The sequence below is a fragment of the Pseudomonas bijieensis genome (genome assembly GCF_013347965.1).
Lineage (GTDB): Bacteria > Pseudomonadota > Gammaproteobacteria > Pseudomonadales > Pseudomonadaceae > Aquipseudomonas > Aquipseudomonas bijieensis.
On record NZ_CP048810.1, the window covers coordinates 2,054,523 to 2,069,398 of the forward strand.

Annotated in this window: 11 protein-coding genes; 4 read left to right on the forward strand and 7 right to left on the reverse strand. The window is 61.0% G+C overall.

From position 1 onward, the window contains the following. Positions 1 to 36: 36 nt before the first annotated feature. From fadA to GN234_RS08855, 3 genes are all read right to left on the reverse strand, one after another. Complete coding sequence (gene fadA, locus GN234_RS08845; protein WP_024618393.1) at positions 37 to 1,212, reverse strand: acetyl-CoA C-acyltransferase FadA; 1,176 nt, start codon at positions 1,210 to 1,212, stop codon at positions 37 to 39. A gap of 30 nt (positions 1,213 to 1,242) precedes the next feature. Continuing rightward, positions 1,243 to 3,390 (reverse strand): fatty acid oxidation complex subunit alpha FadB, encoded by a 2,148-nt coding sequence (gene fadB, locus GN234_RS08850; protein WP_176688308.1) that lies wholly within the window; start codon positions 3,388 to 3,390, stop codon positions 1,243 to 1,245. A 488-nt stretch (positions 3,391 to 3,878) separates the two neighbouring features. Continuing rightward, on the reverse strand, positions 3,879 to 4,316 hold the full coding sequence (locus tag GN234_RS08855) for a hypothetical protein (protein WP_109751576.1): 438 nt from the start codon (positions 4,314 to 4,316) through the stop codon (positions 3,879 to 3,881). 101 nt (positions 4,317 to 4,417) lie between these two features. On the opposite strand from GN234_RS08855, the gene GN234_RS08860 reads away from it, so the two are divergent. Further along, positions 4,418 to 4,858, forward strand: coding sequence for a universal stress protein (locus GN234_RS08860; RefSeq protein ID WP_163854648.1), 441 nt, complete (start codon positions 4,418 to 4,420; stop codon positions 4,856 to 4,858). Between the two features lie 196 nt (positions 4,859 to 5,054). On the opposite strand, the gene GN234_RS08865 is transcribed toward GN234_RS08860, so the two are convergent. After that, positions 5,055 to 6,974 carry an ATP-binding cassette domain-containing protein gene (locus GN234_RS08865; protein ID WP_109751574.1) on the reverse strand — a complete coding sequence of 640 codons (1,920 nt, stop codon included), beginning with the start codon at positions 6,972 to 6,974 and terminating at the stop codon, positions 5,055 to 5,057. A 214-nt stretch (positions 6,975 to 7,188) separates the two neighbouring features. Between GN234_RS08865 and GN234_RS08870 the strand changes: the two genes are divergently transcribed. Next, entirely contained in the window at positions 7,189 to 9,117 is a 1,929-nt protein-coding gene (locus GN234_RS08870) for a transglycosylase SLT domain-containing protein (RefSeq protein WP_116834202.1), read from the forward strand. A gap of 217 nt (positions 9,118 to 9,334) precedes the next feature. Here GN234_RS08870 and GN234_RS08875 read toward each other — a convergent pair whose 3' ends face one another. Then, positions 9,335 to 11,113, reverse strand: a complete 1,779-nt coding sequence (locus GN234_RS08875) for an ABC transporter transmembrane domain-containing protein (protein WP_162893807.1) — start codon at positions 11,111 to 11,113, stop codon at positions 9,335 to 9,337. A 249-nt stretch (positions 11,114 to 11,362) separates the two neighbouring features. Here GN234_RS08875 and GN234_RS08880 point away from each other — a divergent pair, with 249 nt between their 5' ends. Continuing rightward, on the forward strand, positions 11,363 to 11,542 hold the full coding sequence (locus tag GN234_RS08880; RefSeq protein WP_003199629.1) for a PA1571 family protein: 180 nt from the start codon (positions 11,363 to 11,365) through the stop codon (positions 11,540 to 11,542). A 224-nt stretch (positions 11,543 to 11,766) separates the two neighbouring features. On the opposite strand, the gene pdxB is transcribed toward GN234_RS08880, so the two are convergent. Further along, positions 11,767 to 12,909 carry a 4-phosphoerythronate dehydrogenase PdxB gene (gene pdxB, locus GN234_RS08885; protein ID WP_176688309.1) on the reverse strand — a complete coding sequence of 381 codons (1,143 nt, stop codon included), beginning with the start codon at positions 12,907 to 12,909 and terminating at the stop codon, positions 11,767 to 11,769. A gap of 292 nt (positions 12,910 to 13,201) precedes the next feature. On the opposite strand from pdxB, the gene GN234_RS08890 reads away from it, so the two are divergent. After that, positions 13,202 to 14,605, forward strand: a complete 1,404-nt coding sequence (locus tag GN234_RS08890; RefSeq protein WP_163854652.1) for an MATE family efflux transporter — start codon at positions 13,202 to 13,204, stop codon at positions 14,603 to 14,605. Here GN234_RS08890 and tusA read toward each other — a convergent pair. Next, positions 14,602 to 14,853: a sulfurtransferase TusA gene (gene tusA, locus GN234_RS08895; protein ID WP_109751569.1), complete on the reverse strand. Its 252-nt coding sequence runs from the start codon at positions 14,851 to 14,853 to the stop codon at positions 14,602 to 14,604. The two genes, GN234_RS08890 and tusA, sit on opposite strands and share 4 nt — an antisense overlap. Between the last annotated feature and the right edge of the window lie 23 nt (positions 14,854 to 14,876).

The following is a 14,876-nucleotide window of genomic DNA, read 5'->3' on the forward strand; positions in this document are numbered from 1 at the left end:
CGGGGCACTTGGCCCCGGCTTCCATCGACGCAACGCTTAGACGCGTTCGAAGACAGTGGCGATGCCCTGGCCGAGGCCAATGCACATGGTGGACACACCAAAGGTGCCGCCATTCTGCTTCATGACGTTGAGCAGCGTGCCGGAGATACGCGCACCGGAGCAACCGAACGGGTGACCCAGGGCGATCGCGCCGCCGTGCAGGTTAACCTTCTCGTTCATCTTGTCGAGCACTTTCAAATCTTTCAGCACTGGTAGGGCCTGTGCGGCGAAAGCTTCGTTGAGCTCGAAGAAGTCGATATCAGCAATACCCAGGCCTGCACGCTTCAAGGCTTTCTGCGTGGCCGGTACTGGACCATAGCCCATGATCGCCGGATCCACACCCGCCACGGCCATCGAACGAATCACCGCCATCGGCTGGATACCCAGGTCCTGGGCGCGCTGGGCCGACATCACGATCATGCACGAGGCACCGTCGGTGATCTGCGACGAAGTACCGGCTGTCACGGTGCCGCCCTTTGGATTGAATGCCGGCTTGAGGGCCGCCAGGCTTTCCAGGGTGGTTTCCGGACGAATGGTTTCGTCGTAGTCGAACAGTTTCAGGAAACCGTTCTCGTCGTAGCCCTGCATCGGGATGATCTCATCCTTGAACTTGCCTTCCACGGTCGCCTTGTGGGCGAGCTGGTGGGAGCGCACGCCAAAGGCGTCCTGCTGCTCGCGGGTGATGCCGTGCATCTTGCCAAGCATTTCCGCGGTCAGGCCCATCATGCCCGAAGCTTTTGCCGCGTACAGCGACATGTGTGGGTTCGGGTCGACACCATGCATCATGCTCACGTGGCCCATGTGCTCGACCCCGCCGACGACGAACACGTCACCGTTGCCAGTCATGATCGCCTGGGCGGCGGTGTGCAACGCACTCATGGACGAACCGCACAGGCGGCTGACAGTCTGGCCGGCCGCCGTGTGAGGGATCTGGGTCATCAGCGAGGCCATGCGGGCGATGTTCCAGCCCTGCTCCAGGGTCTGGTTCACACAGCCCCAGATCACGTCTTCGACTTCGTTGGGGTCGACCTTGACGTTGCGCTCCAGCAGCTTGCTGATCAGGTGCGCCGACATGTCTTCGGCGCGGGTGTTGCGGTGCATGCCGCCCTTGGAGCGGCCCATCGGCGTACGACCGAAGTCGACAATCACGACGTCTCTAGGATTCAAGCTCATAAATGTTCTCTCGCTCTAGTCGTTGGGCGCTTAACCGAAGAAGCTCTGGCCGTTCTTGGCCATTTCACGCAGCTTCGCAGTCGGGTGGTACAGCGCGCCCAGATCAGCGTACTGGTCAGCCAGGGCAACGAACTTGGCCACACCGATCGAATCGATGTAGCGCAGCGCACCGCCACGGAATGGAGGGAAACCGATACCGTAGACCAGCCCCATGTCGGCTTCGGCGGCGGTTTCGACAATGCCGTCTTCCAGGCAACGCACGGTTTCGAGGCACAGCGGGATCATCATCCAGTTGATGATGTCCTCGTCGGTGACTTCGCGCTGCTCGTAGACGATCGGCTTGAGCACTTCCAGTACCGACGAGTCGGCGACTTTCTTCTGCTTGCCGCGCTTGTCGGTCTCGTAGGCGTAGAAGCCCTTGCCGTTCTTCTGGCCCAGGCGCTTGGCCTCGTAGAGCACGTCGACGGCCGAACGGCGGTCGTCCTTCATGCGATCCGGGAAGCCTTCAGCCATGACGTCGCGACCGTGGTGGCCGGTGTCGATGCCGACCACGTCCATCAGGTACGCCGGGCCCATCGGCCAGCCGAATTTTTCCATGATCTTGTCGATGCGCACGAAGTCCACACCGGCGCTGACCAACTTGGCGAAACCGCCGAAGTACGGGAACAGCACACGGTTGACCAGAAAGCCCGGGCAGTCGTTGACGACGATCGGGTTCTTGCCCATTTTCTTCGCGTAGGCGACGGTGGTGGCAATCGCATGTTCGCTGGACTTCTCGCCACGGATCACTTCCACCAGCGGCATCATGTGCACCGGGTTGAAGAAGTGCATGCCGACGAAGTTTTCCGGACGCTTGAGGGCCTTGGCCAGCAGCGAAATGGAAATGGTCGAGGTGTTCGAGGCAAGGATAGTGTCCTCCTTGACCTTGTCTTCGACTTCGGCCAGTACCGCTTGCTTGACCTTCGGGTTCTCGACAACGGCTTCGACCACCAGGTCGACATGGCCGAAATCGCCATAGGACAGGGTCGGACGAATGCCATTGAGCACTTCGGCCATCTTCGCAGCGGTCATGCGACCTTTGTCGACGCGGCCGACCAGCAGCTTGGCGGCTTCGGCCAGACCCTGCTCGATCCCGTGTTCGTTGATGTCCTTCATCAGGATCGGCGTGCCCTTGGACGCCGACTGGTAGGCGATACCGCCACCCATGATGCCGGCGCCGAGCACGGCAGCCTGCTTCACATCACTGGCGATTTCGTCGTAGGCCTTGGCCTTTTTCTTCAGTTCCTGGTCATTGAGGAACAGACCGATCAGGCTTTGCGCAGCCGAGGTCTTGGCCAGTTTGACGAAGCCTGCGGCCTCGACTTCCAGGGCCTTGTCGCGACCGAAGCTCGCGGCTTTCTGGATGGTCTTGATCGCTTCGACTGGTGCCGGGTAGTTCGGGCCTGCCTGACCGGCCACGAAACCCTTGGCGGTTTCGAAGGCCATCATTTGTTCGATGGCGTTGAGCTTGAGCTTCTCCAGCTTCGGCTGACGCTTGGCCTTGTAGTCGAACTCGCCGCTGATAGCGCGCTTGACGGTTTCAAGGGCTGCTTCCTGAAGCTTGCCAGGTTCGACCACGGCATCCACGGCGCCGACTTTCAGCGCGTCTTCAGCACGGTTTTCCTTGCCCGCGGCAATCCACTCGATGGCGTTGTCGGCACCGATCAGGCGCGGCAGGCGCACGGTTCCGCCGAAGCCCGGGTAAATGCCCAGTTTGACTTCCGGCAGGCCGATCTTGGCCGTGGTGGACATGACGCGGTAATCCGCCGCCAGGCACATTTCCAGGCCGCCACCCAGGGCGATGCCGTTGATGGCCACGACGGTCGGTACGTTGAGGTCTTCGAAGTCGCTGAAAATACGGTTGGCTTCGAGGTTGCCAGCGATCAGTTCGGCATCGGGCAGCTTGAAGTTGTCGACGAATTCGGTGATGTCGGCACCGACGATGAATACGTCCTTGCCGCTGCTGACGATCACACCCTTGATCGAAGCATCTGCCTTGATAGTGTCCACGGCCTGACGCAGTTCATTCAGGGTTAGACGGTTGAACTTGTTGACGGACTCACCCTTGAGGTCGAATTTCAGTTCGACGATGCCACTTTCAAGAGCCTTAACCGTGATGGCTTTACCTTCGTAAATCATCAACTGATCTCCACGATATGGAAGCTGAACAGTACACGTTGAACGCTGACCGCAGGTATGGCATTGACGTTTACCGTCGATGCTACGCCAATCCGCCAGGCACACCCGTCAACGCGATAGTCGGGGTCTGTAGGAGCATTCTGAAAATACAAACGCTCAATTCATACGCCCGTTTGATTTGGGTACGTCACCTTCACGGAATTTCCGACAATTGTCAATCGCCCTAAACACAGGCATGAACGCGACTTTACGGTCATTTCCGTACCGTACGGATCCGCAACACGGCCCCGCATGAGCAGCTATTCATAGAATCAATAATTAGAAAAATCGCCCTAATTCCACACATAACGGATCCAACCGACTACGCTGTCGGGTGCGCGATTGAAAATTCAGGAATGAAGGGCGTTACGAACGCACGCCCTGGCACAGCTTGATTACCGGCCTGCCTGGCCAACCCGCCCGATGAGACTGTCGGGCTTTTTTATGTCTCAGGCCAATGCCTTGAGCACATCGGCAATGGCCAGCAACACACTGGCTTCGCCCTTCTCGCCCCAGTACAAGGCAATCATTTGTCGGTCGGCTTCGACCTTGTAGACGTTGGCCGGCAATTTTTCGAAATGATTGAGCAGAGATTCATCCAGGCAGACTTCCCGCCACTGATTGACCCAGACGCCCGGCGCAGTTTGCCAGTAGCTCCAACAGGCTGGTTGGCTGCCTCGCCGAGGCCGGTGGTACTGGGCGCAGGGGTTGGGCGGCTGCTGGCCCAGCCAGTGCGGCCACTCCTGCGGCGCCAGTTGCATGGCCAGGCCCAGGCGTCGTGCTTCCATGCGCAAGGCCATGCGCCCGCTCTGTACACGGGACGGACGCAACCATGCCAGTGGACTTAACACCACCAACAGGATTGACAGCACTATCCAGACCGTCATATTCGTACTCCCCGATTCTGATGAGCCCATTGACCCAGGTCGCGTCAATGCGCTTGAAACCAGCCATACTTACCGTATCGCAATTCTCTGGAGTGCCTTCCATGTACTACAAACACGTTCTGGTCGCCGTTGACCTCACTGAAGAATGCGATCCGGTCGTCAAGCGCGCCCTCGCCCTTTGCGAAGGCCGAGACACCCAGCTGTCACTGGTGCACATCGTCGAACCGATGGCCATGGCCTTCGGCGGCGATGTGCCGATGGACCTTTCCCAGTTGCAGCAGCAGCAATTCGACCAGGCCAAGGAACGCCTTGACCGACTGATCGTGAAATACCCGGCCCTGAAGAAGGAGTTCAGCCACCTGACCTACGGCCAGCCACGCCAGGAAATCCATCACCTGGCCAAGGAACAGGGTTGCGACCTGATCGTCGTCGGCAGTCATGGCCGCCACGGCCTGGCACTGTTGCTAGGCTCGACCGCCAACGACGTACTGCATGGGGCGCCTTGCGATGTGTTGGCGGTGCACCTGGTCAAGCGCACATAACCCCATACCCTGTGGGAGCGAGCCTGTGGGAGCAAAGCTTGCTCGCGATGAAGGCATCCCGGCCTGTCGAATGACCGCGTTATCGTTCATCGCGAGCAAGCTTTGCTCCCACTGGCTCACCCCTACAGGGGAATAGCGTTTCAAGTAAAAATCCCGGCGTCCATTGCTGAACGCCGGGATTTTTCTCAACGATGGATCAAGCGTCCAGTTCAGCCCAACGCTCGACCAGCGCGTCCAGCTCGGCCTGCAATTGCTCCAGATGCGCGATCACCTTGGCGGTTTCGGCGGCAGGTCGCTGGTAGAACCCGGTGTCGGCCATCTCCGCTTCCACCGCTGCGATCTGCTGTTCCTTCGCGTCAATATCACCCGGCAAGGCTTCCAGTTCACGCTGCAGCTTGTAGCTGAGCTTTTTCTTCGCCGGAGCCGGGGCCGCTGCGGCGGTAACCGGGGCTGGCTCAGCCTTGACCACGGCCGAATTCAGGTCGGCCTTGCCGGACTTGCTTTCGGTCACGCCCAAAAGACGCGGCGAGCCGCCCTGGCGCAGCCAATCCTGATAACCACCCACGTATTCGCGAACCAGGCCTTCGCCTTCGAATACCAGGGTGCTGGTAACCACGTTGTCGAGGAATGCCCGGTCGTGACTGACCATCAGCACAGTGCCGTTGAAGGTCAGCAGCACCTCTTCCAGCAACTCGAGGGTTTCCACGTCCAGGTCGTTGGTCGGTTCGTCGAGCACCAGCAGGTTCGCCGGCTTACTGAACAACTTGGCCAGCAACAGACGGGCGCGCTCACCACCGGAGAGCGCCTTGACCGGCGTGCGGGCACGCTGGGGGCTGAACAGGAAATCTCCGAGGTAGCTCAGCACGTGGCGGCTCTGGCCGTCGATATCGATGAAATCGCGACCTTCGGCCACGTTGTCGATCACGGTCTTCTCCAGGTCCAACTGATGGCGCAACTGGTCGAAGTAGGCGACGTCGATCTTCGTGCCCTCTTCCACCTTGCCACTGGTCGGTACCAGGCCACCGAGCATCAGTTTGAGCAAGGTGGTCTTGCCGGTGCCGTTGGCGCCCAGCAGGCCGATGCGGTCGCCACGTTGCAGGACCATGGAGAAGTCCTTGACCAGGAACGGACCGCCTGGATGGGCGAAGCTGACGTTCTCCAGCACCATCACCTGCTTGCCAGACTTGTCAGCCGTTTCCAGCTGGATATTGGCCTTGCCAGTGCGTTCGCGTCGTTCGCTGCGCTCCACGCGCAAGGCCTTGAGGGCCCGTACACGGCCTTCGTTGCGGGTGCGACGGGCCTTGATGCCCTGGCGGATCCAGACTTCTTCCTGGGCCAGGCGCTTGTCGAACAGTGCGTTGGCGGTCTCTTCCGCCGCCAGTACCGCTTCCTTGTGCACCAGGAAACTGGCGTAGTCGCCGTTCCAGTCGATCAGCCCGCCGCGATCCAGCTCGAGGATGCGGGTCGCCAGGTTTTGCAGGAAGGACCGGTCGTGGGTGATGAACAGCACCGCCCCCTGGAAGTCTTTCAGGGCCTCTTCAAGCCAGGCGATGGCGCCAATGTCCAGGTGGTTGGTCGGCTCGTCGAGCAGCAGCAGGTCCGGCTCGGACACCAGGGCCTGGGCCAGCAGGACGCGACGACGCCAACCGCCGGACAACTCGGCGAGAGTCTTGTCGGCCGGCAATTGCAGGCGGCTCAGGGTGCTGTCGACCAGCTGCTGCAGGCGCCAGCCATCGCGGGCTTCAAGGTCGTGCTGCACGTGCATCAACTTGTCCAGGTCGGCATCGGTGACGATGTTCTGGCTCAGGTGGTGATACTCGGCCAGCAGCGCGCCGACACCGTCCAGGCCTTCGGCAACCACGTCGAACACGGTCCGCTCGTCGGCCACCGGCAGTTCCTGGGGCAATTCGCCGATTTTCAGGCCTGGCGCGCGCCAGACCGAGCCGTCGTCGGGCTTCTGATCGCCCTTGACCAGCTTCATCATGCTGGACTTGCCAGTGCCGTTGCGGCCGATGATGCACACCCGCTCACCACGGGCGATCTGCCAGGACACCTTGTCCAACAACGGCATAGCGCCGAAAGCAAGGGACACATCGCTGAATTTGAGCAGGGTCATGAGCTTCTCCAAAAACTGGGCGCGCATTCTACCTGAGATGAGCCCTCAAGGGTCCGCCAATTTCGCCACTGAAGCACTCTGCACAACAAATGTTGCCAACTTGCGCCGACAGCCCCGCAAAGCTTTCGCCGGCTGCTGGCAAAAGGCTAAGCTACAGGCAGTTACCCTGGGTTAACCCTTGGGCTTGTCATGTTTTTTTCTGCCCGGACGTATCATGCGCAGTCGCCTTTTCAGTGCTTTATCTTGTCTTTTCATCTGTGCCACTGCCTTTCAAACCGCTCAGGCGGTGGATATTTCCACCCAGCGCCAGTATTACGACGAAGCCAAGCGCGCCTTGGCCAAGGGTGATTCCGGCCCCTACTTTCGCTACAGCCAGGCCCTGCGTGATTATCCGCTGGAGCCGTACCTGGCCTATGACGAACTGACCGCCCGCCTCAAGAGCGCCAGCAACGCGGAAATCGAAAAATTCCTCGCCGAACACGGCGACCTGCCCCAGGCCAACTGGATGAAGCTGCGCTGGTTGCGTTGGCTGACCGAACGCGGCGACTGGGAAACCTTCGTCAAGTATTACGACCCCAAGCTCAATTTCACCGAACTGGACTGCCTCAACGCCCAGTACCAACTCAGCCATGGCCTGAAGGCCGAAGGCTACGCCAACACCGAGAAGTTGTGGCTCACCGGCAAATCCCTGCCCCAAGCCTGTGATGCGTTGTTCGGCCTGTGGGCCGGCCAAGGCCAGTTGACCGAACAGAAACGTTGGGAGCGGACAAAACTGGCCGCCCAGGCGCGCAATTATCCCCTGGCCAACAGCCTGGTCAGCGGCCTGACCACCCTCGCCCCCCGTGGCAAGTTGCTGGTGGACGTGGCGCAAAAGCCCGAGTTGCTCAACCAGCCCTCGCGCTTTAGCCCGGCCGATGAACCGATGTCCGACATCGTCAGCCTTGGCCTGCGTCGCCTGGCCCGCCAGGACCCGGAAAAAGCCATGGCGCTGCTGGATGGCTACGCCAGCACCATGCATTTTTCCCGGGATGAAAAAGTCGCGATTGCCCGGGAGATCGGCCTGACCCTGGCCAAGCGCTTCGACGGTCGGGCCCTGGACGTGATGACGAAATACGACCCGGAACTGCGCGACGACACCGTTTCGGAGTGGCGCCTGCGCCTGCTGCTGCGCCTGGCCCGTTGGGACGATGCGTACCAATTGACCCGCCGCCTGCCCGAGTCGCTGGCCAGCACCAACCGCTGGCGGTACTGGCAAGCCCGTACCCTGGAGTTGGCTCAGCCGCAGAACCCCGAGGCCCTGACGCTCTACAAGCACCTGGCCCGTGAGCGGGACTTCTATGGTTTCCTGGCCGCCGACCGTTCCCAGTCGCCGTATTCGTTGGTGAACAAGCCGCTGGTGATGAGCCAGGCATTGATCAATAAGGTGCGCAACACCCCCGGCGTGCGTCGGGCGCTGGAGTTCCATGCCCGCGGAGAGATTGTCGACGGACGCCGCGAGTGGTATCACGTCAGCCGGCATTTCAACCGGGACGAGATGGTCGCCCAGGCGAAGCTGGCCTACGACCTGAAATGGTATTTCCCGGCCATTCGCACCATCAGCCAGGCCAAGTACTGGGACGACCTGGACATCCGCTTCCCGATGGCCCACCGCGACACCCTGGTGCGCGAAGCCAAGATCCGTGGCTTGCATCCAAGCTGGGCGTTCGCCATTACCCGGCAGGAAAGTGCGTTCATGGATGATGCCCGCTCCAGCGTCGGCGCCGCCGGCCTGATGCAATTGATGCCAGGCACCGCCAAGGAAACCGCGCGCAAGTTCAGCATTCCCCTGGCCTCCCCCCAACAAGTGTTGAACCCGGACAAGAACATCCAGTTGGGCGCGGCCTACCTGAGCCAGGTTCACAGCCAGTTCAACGGCAACCGCGTCCTGGCCTCGGCGGCCTACAACGCCGGCCCCGGTCGCGTGCGCCAGTGGCTGCGCGGCGCCGACCACTTGAGTTTCGACGTCTGGGTCGAAAGCATCCCGTTCGACGAAACCCGCCAATACGTGCAGAACGTGTTGTCGTACTCGGTGATCTACGGCCAGAAACTCAACTCGCCGCAACCGCTGGTGGATTGGCATGAGCGGTATTTCGATGATCAGTGAGGGTTAGCGGCAAGCTGTTCCTGAAAAACAAAAAAATGCCCGTTTCGAAAGATACGGGCATTTTTTGTCGGTTACTTGGTCGGGTGCTGGACCCTGTGGGAGCGAGCCTGCTCGCGATAGTGGTGTAACAGTCGACATCATTGTTACTGATCTGACGCTATCGCGAGCAGGCTCGCTCCCACATTGGTTTCGACTCGTCAGGATCTCAACATCAGACTCACTGAACCGCATCACTCTGCTGATTGAACTGCAACGCCGCCAACCGCGCATACAACGCATTGCTGGCGACAAGTTCCTGGTGAGTGCCCACGGCAACCACCTTGCCCTGGTCCATCACCGCAATCCGATCGGCGTTTTTCACCGTGGCCAGGCGGTGGGCGATCACCAACGTCGTACGGTTTTTCATCAGGCTGGGCAAGGCTTGCTGGATCAGGTGTTCGCTTTGCGCATCGAGGGCGCTGGTGGCTTCGTCCAGCAGCAGGATCGGCGCGTCCACCAGCAAGGCCCGGGCGATGGCCAGGCGTTGACGCTGGCCGCCGGATAGCCCGAGGCCACCGTCACCCAGGTGAGTCTGGTAGCCGTCGGGCATTTTTTCGATGAAGTCGTGGGCGTAGGCGATCTGCGCGGCCTCGCGCACCTGCTCCGACGACGCCTGCGGGTTGCCATAGCGGATGTTCTCTTCGACCGTGCCGAAGAACAGTGCCGGGTTTTGTGAAACCAGGGCGAAGTGGCGGCGCAGGTCCAGTGGATCGAGTCGAGTCAATGGCACATCGTCGATCAGGATCTGCCCTTGCACCGGATCATAGAAACGCAGCAGCAAATCGTAGACCGTCGACTTGCCCGCACCGGAAGGCCCGACCAGGGCCAGGGTCTCACCGGCCTTGATACTCAGGTCGAGACCGTCGACCGCGTAACTGTCCGGCCGAGACGGATAGGAAAAACGCACGCCTTCGAGGCGCAAATCGCCGCGGACCCGCGCCGGCAAGGTCACCAGGCCTGAAGCCGGCGGCTGGATGATGTTTTCCGAACGCAGCAACTCGGCAATACGCTCAGCCGCACCCGCCGCCCGTTGCAGCTCGCCGATCACTTCACTCAGGGTACCGAAGGCGCTGCCGACGATCAGGCTGTAGAACACGAATGCCGCCAGCTCACCGCCGGAAATCCGTCCGGCGATCACATCCATGCCGCCGACCCAGAGCATCACCCCCACCGCGCCCAGCACCAGCACGATCACCAGGGTGATCAGCCAGGCCCGCTGGGCGATGCGTTTGCGAGCGGTATCGAAGGCCTGCTCCACCGTCACGGAGAATCGCTGCTCGTCCTGGACCTGGTGGTTATAAGCCTGCACGGTCTTGATCTGGCCGAGGGTTTCGGAAACGTAGCTGCCTACGTCGGCAATGCGGTCCTGGCTCTGGCGCGACAAACTGCGCACCCGGCGACCAAATACCAGGATCGGCGCCAAGACCAGCGGCAGGGCAATCACCACAATGCTGGTCAACTTGGGATTGGTGATGAACAGCAGCACGATGCCGCCAACCACCATCAAGGCGTTGCGCAAAAACAACGACAGCGACGAACCGATCACCGATTGCAGCAAGGTCGTATCGGCGGTCAACCGCGACTGGATTTCCGAACTGCGGTTGTTTTCGTAGAACCCCGGGTGCAAGTACACCAGATGGTTGAAGACCTGCCGCCGGATATCGGCCACCACCCGCTCGCCGATCCAGGACACCAGGTAAAAACGCGAAAACGTACCGATCGCCAACCCAACCACCAGCACCATGAACAGGCCGATGGATTGATTGAGCAGGTGTGGTGAACGGGTCATGAAGCCCTGGTCCACCAGCAAGCGGATACCTTGGCCCATGGACAAGGTAATACCGGCGGTGACAATCAGGGCCAGCAAAGCGCCGGCGACCTGTTTGCGATAGGGGGCGATGAAGCCGCTGGCCAGGCGTATGGCACGGCGATGTCGGGAAGAAAGCATCAAGAGCATCCGTTAATGCAGCAGGGAAAAGGCCGGCCAGCGACGCCAAAGCGCAGCGGAACCTATTTGAATCAGAATGAGTCAGGTTAAATATGACCACAACGACTAGGGGCTAGATGTTATCGGTCTAAAGTCTGGCTGGAAACGCAACTGTGTTTCTGATTGAGTGGAGGTGTCGCCATGAACCTACAAGGAGTGTCATGGCTCGGTCACCTGGCGACATTAAAGTAGGCACACAACCTGATGAGGAGACAGGCCATGTCCTTGCAACACAGCAGCGACGACAAGATTCAAGTAATCCGCACGCAACCGGATCAGTCTCTGGGCTGCTCGTTCATCGATGCCCAAGGGCGCGAAGTACCGATCACCGAGGACATGATCCAGAAAGCCTGCAGCGAGCTGGAAAAACGACTGGTCAAGCCTGCCGAACAAAAGTGATACAGCCCGTCTCGATTGAACCCGACCTTGATGTCGGGTTTTTTATGCCTGGAAGACAAGGCTGCCATTGATCTCTGGTCCGACACAAAACCTGTGGCGAGGGGATTTATCCCCGCTGGGGTGCGAAGCACTCCCTGAAATCTGACGAATCCGGTGTGTCAGTTTTGAACCATGGGGCTGCTGCGCAGCCCAGCGGGGATAAATCCCCTCGCCACAAAAGGCGTCTAGACGATGGTGGCGCCCAGCGCGCTGACGATCTGCTGCAAGGTCGGGGACTGCCCTTCGATACGAACCTTCAAGCTGTCGATCTCCCGCCGTGGCGGATAATGCTTGCGCAAAGCATCGAACGCGCTGCGTTGCTCGCTGACCGTGCCCACCAGACTGCGACGAAAGTTCGCGTCGTCACCACGCGGGTCGTACACGCTCCGGCACAGCGCCGCCAAGGCCCAGGCCGGGTCGGTTTCAGCGTCCAGGGTGATACCGCCCAGCCAGGGCCGAGGCAACAGGTCGCTGAGGCTGACTTCAACCGGCCGCTCCAGGAAAGCACACAAGGCCTGGTAGATCTGGGCGGTGCCACGCTGGCGGCCATCGAGGCTGTAGCCGGCAATATGCGGGGTGGCGATCACGCACAAGTCCGCCAGATCCACGTCCACGGTGGGCTCCTGCTCCCAGACATCCAGCACCGCCTGCAAGTCTTCGCGCTCCAGCAACACCTCGCGCAGCGCAGCGTTATCGATCACCGGCCCACGGGCCGCATTGATCAGCCAGGTCCCGGGCTTGAGTTGGTTCAGACGCGCTTCGTCGAACAGGTGCCAGGTCGGTTGCTCGCCGTCGCGCGTCAACGGTGTGTGCAGGCTGATCACATCGCACTGTTCGATGATCTGTTCCAGGCTCACATAGTCGCCCCCTTCGGCAGCCTGACGCGGCGGATCGCAGACCTTCACGGTCCAGCCAAGCCCCTTGAGCACCTCGATCAACCGCCCGCCCACCTGGCCTGCACCGACCACGCCGAATGTGCGCTGCTTAAGCTGCACGCCTTCGATTTCCGCCAGGGTCATCAGGCTGCCCAGCACATAGTCCACCACGCCACGGGCATTGCAGCCGGGTGCGCTGGCCCAGCGAATGCCGGCCTCGGCCAGATAATCCAGGTCCAGGTGATCGGTGCCGATGGTGCAGGTGCCGACAAAGCGCACTTTGCTGCCTTCCAGCAAGGCTCGATTGACCTGGCTGACCGAACGCACCAGCAGCACATCGGCTTGCTCGACCATCGTCCGGTCGATCCCCCGGCCCGGGACCCGGCGAATTTCGCCGAACCCTTGGAAAAATGCATCGAGCAGGGGAATGTTTTCGTCGGCGACGATCAGCATGGCGAAGCTCCTTTGGCGGGATGGGCAGTGTAGGCGTTCCGTTGGACCTGTGCATTACCCGGAGCGAATGATGTTGTGGCGAGGGATTATGTGGGAGAAAAGCTTGCTCGCGATGCAGGCACCTCGGTTCCTCGGGAGACCGCATCAGCTTCATCGCGGGCAAGCCTTGCTCCCACAGGTGCTCGAAAACTGAAAAAGCGATTACAAATCCACAACACAGGTTTTTTCCTGACCACTGCGTCAAAGCGTAGAATTCGCCGCCTTGCGCTTAACCTTTTCGGACGCTTGCCCTGTGAATCCTGTGATCGACACCCCCACCACCCTCTCCCGCCCGGCCCGGGTTCGCCTGGAATTCAAGACGTTGCTGGCCCTGGCCCTGCCGATCATGGTCGCGCAGTTGGCGACCACCGCCATGGGCTTCGTCGATGCGGTGATGGCCGGTCGGGTCGGTCCACGAGACCTGGCGGCGGTGGCACTGGGCAACTCGATCTGGGTGCCGGTGTTCCTGTTGATGACCGGCACATTGCTGGCGACCACGCCAAAAGTTGCCCAGCGTTTCGGTGCCGGGACGTTCAACGAGATCGGGCCGCTGGTACGCCAGGCGCTGTGGTTGGCATTGGTGGTGGGGTTGATCGCGACGCTGGCGCTGTTCAGCGCCGAACCGATCCTGCACGTCATGAAGGTCGATCCTGAATTGATCGGCCCGTGCATGGAATACCTGCGAGGCATCGGCACGGGCCTGCCGGCCGTGGCGCTGTATCACGTGCTGCGCTGCTTCAGCGACGGCCTGGGTCGCACGCGGCCGGCGATGGTGCTGGGGTTGTGCGGGCTGGCGCTGAACATTCCGCTCAATTACATCTTCATCTATGGGCACCTGGGCGTGCCCGCCATGGGCGGCGTCGGGTGTGGCTGGGCCACGGCCATCGTGATGTGGGTCATGGCCCTGGGCATGGCCGGTTGGGCCCGGTGGGCACCGGCCTATCAGTCGAGCCGGTTGTTCAGCCGTTTCGACTGGCCGCAATGGGCCGTCATCAAGCGCCTGCTGGGCATCGGCTTGCCGATCGGCATCGCGGTATTCGCCGAGTCGAGTATTTTCGCAGTGATCGCGTTGCTGATCGGCAGCCTCGGCGCCACGGTGGTGGCCGGGCACCAGATCGCGCTGAACTTCAGTTCATTGGTGTTCATGATCCCCTATTCCCTGGGCATGGCCGTCACCGTGCGGGTCGGCCAGGCGCTGGGCCGGCGCCAGCCCCGCGAAGCGCGCTTCGCCGCCGGGGTGGGGATGGGCACGGCCTTGGCGTACGCCTGTCTGTCGGCAAGCCTGATGTTCGCACTGCGCGGACCTATCGCGGCGATCTATACCGCCGATCCGGTGGTGATCGAGGTGGCGTCGATGCTGATCGTCTACGCGGCGCTGTTCCAGTTTTCCGATGCGATCCAGGTCACGGCGGCGGGCGCGTTGCGCGGCTACCAGGACACCCGGGTGACGATGATCCTGACCTTGTTCGCCTATTGGGGCATCGGCCTGCCGGTAGGTTACGCCTTGGGCCTGACCGACTGGCTCGGCGCAGCCAGCGGCCCGAGCGGGTTGTGGCAAGGCCTGATAGTGGGCTTGAGCTGCGCGGCGCTGATGCTGTCGATCCGCCTGGCACGTAGCGCGCGCAAGCAGATCCGCCTCAGCCGCTCGATGGATTAAGCGAGTTTCTTACGGATCCAGTAGAGGTAAGTGCCCGCCTCTTCCTGCTGGGCCACCAGTTCGTGGTCCAGGAACACGCAAAACTTGGGGATGTCGCGGCGAGTCGAGGGGTCGGTGGCGATCACTTTCAGCAGGCCACCGGGGGCCAGGTCGCGGATATGCTGGTGCAACATCATCACCGGTTCCGGGCAATTGAGACCGGTGGCATCCAGCGTGCCGTCGACCGGCGTGTTGTTCATTTCACTCATGTTCTACTCCTGAAACTGGCCGG

Bases quoted from the DNA above. Each gene is read 5' to 3' on its own strand.
- fadA (WP_024618393.1), bottom strand. From the start codon at position 1,212: ATGAGCTTGAATCCTAGAGACGTCGTGATTGTCGACTTCGGTCGTACG.
- fadB (WP_176688308.1), bottom strand. From the start codon at position 3,390: ATGATTTACGAAGGTAAAGCCATCACGGTTAAGGCTCTTGAAAGTGGC.
- GN234_RS08855 (WP_109751576.1), bottom strand. From the start codon at position 4,316: ATGACGGTCTGGATAGTGCTGTCAATCCTGTTGGTGGTGTTAAGTCCA.
- GN234_RS08860 (WP_163854648.1), top strand. From the start codon at position 4,418: ATGTACTACAAACACGTTCTGGTCGCCGTTGACCTCACTGAAGAATGC.
- GN234_RS08865 (WP_109751574.1), bottom strand. From the start codon at position 6,974: ATGACCCTGCTCAAATTCAGCGATGTGTCCCTTGCTTTCGGCGCTATG.
- GN234_RS08870 (WP_116834202.1), top strand. From the start codon at position 7,189: ATGCGCAGTCGCCTTTTCAGTGCTTTATCTTGTCTTTTCATCTGTGCC.
- GN234_RS08875 (WP_162893807.1), bottom strand. From the start codon at position 11,113: ATGCTCTTGATGCTTTCTTCCCGACATCGCCGTGCCATACGCCTGGCC.
- GN234_RS08880 (WP_003199629.1), top strand. From the start codon at position 11,363: ATGTCCTTGCAACACAGCAGCGACGACAAGATTCAAGTAATCCGCACG.
- pdxB (WP_176688309.1), bottom strand. From the start codon at position 12,909: ATGCTGATCGTCGCCGACGAAAACATTCCCCTGCTCGATGCATTTTTC.
- tusA (WP_109751569.1), bottom strand. From the start codon at position 14,853: ATGAGTGAAATGAACAACACGCCGGTCGACGGCACGCTGGATGCCACC.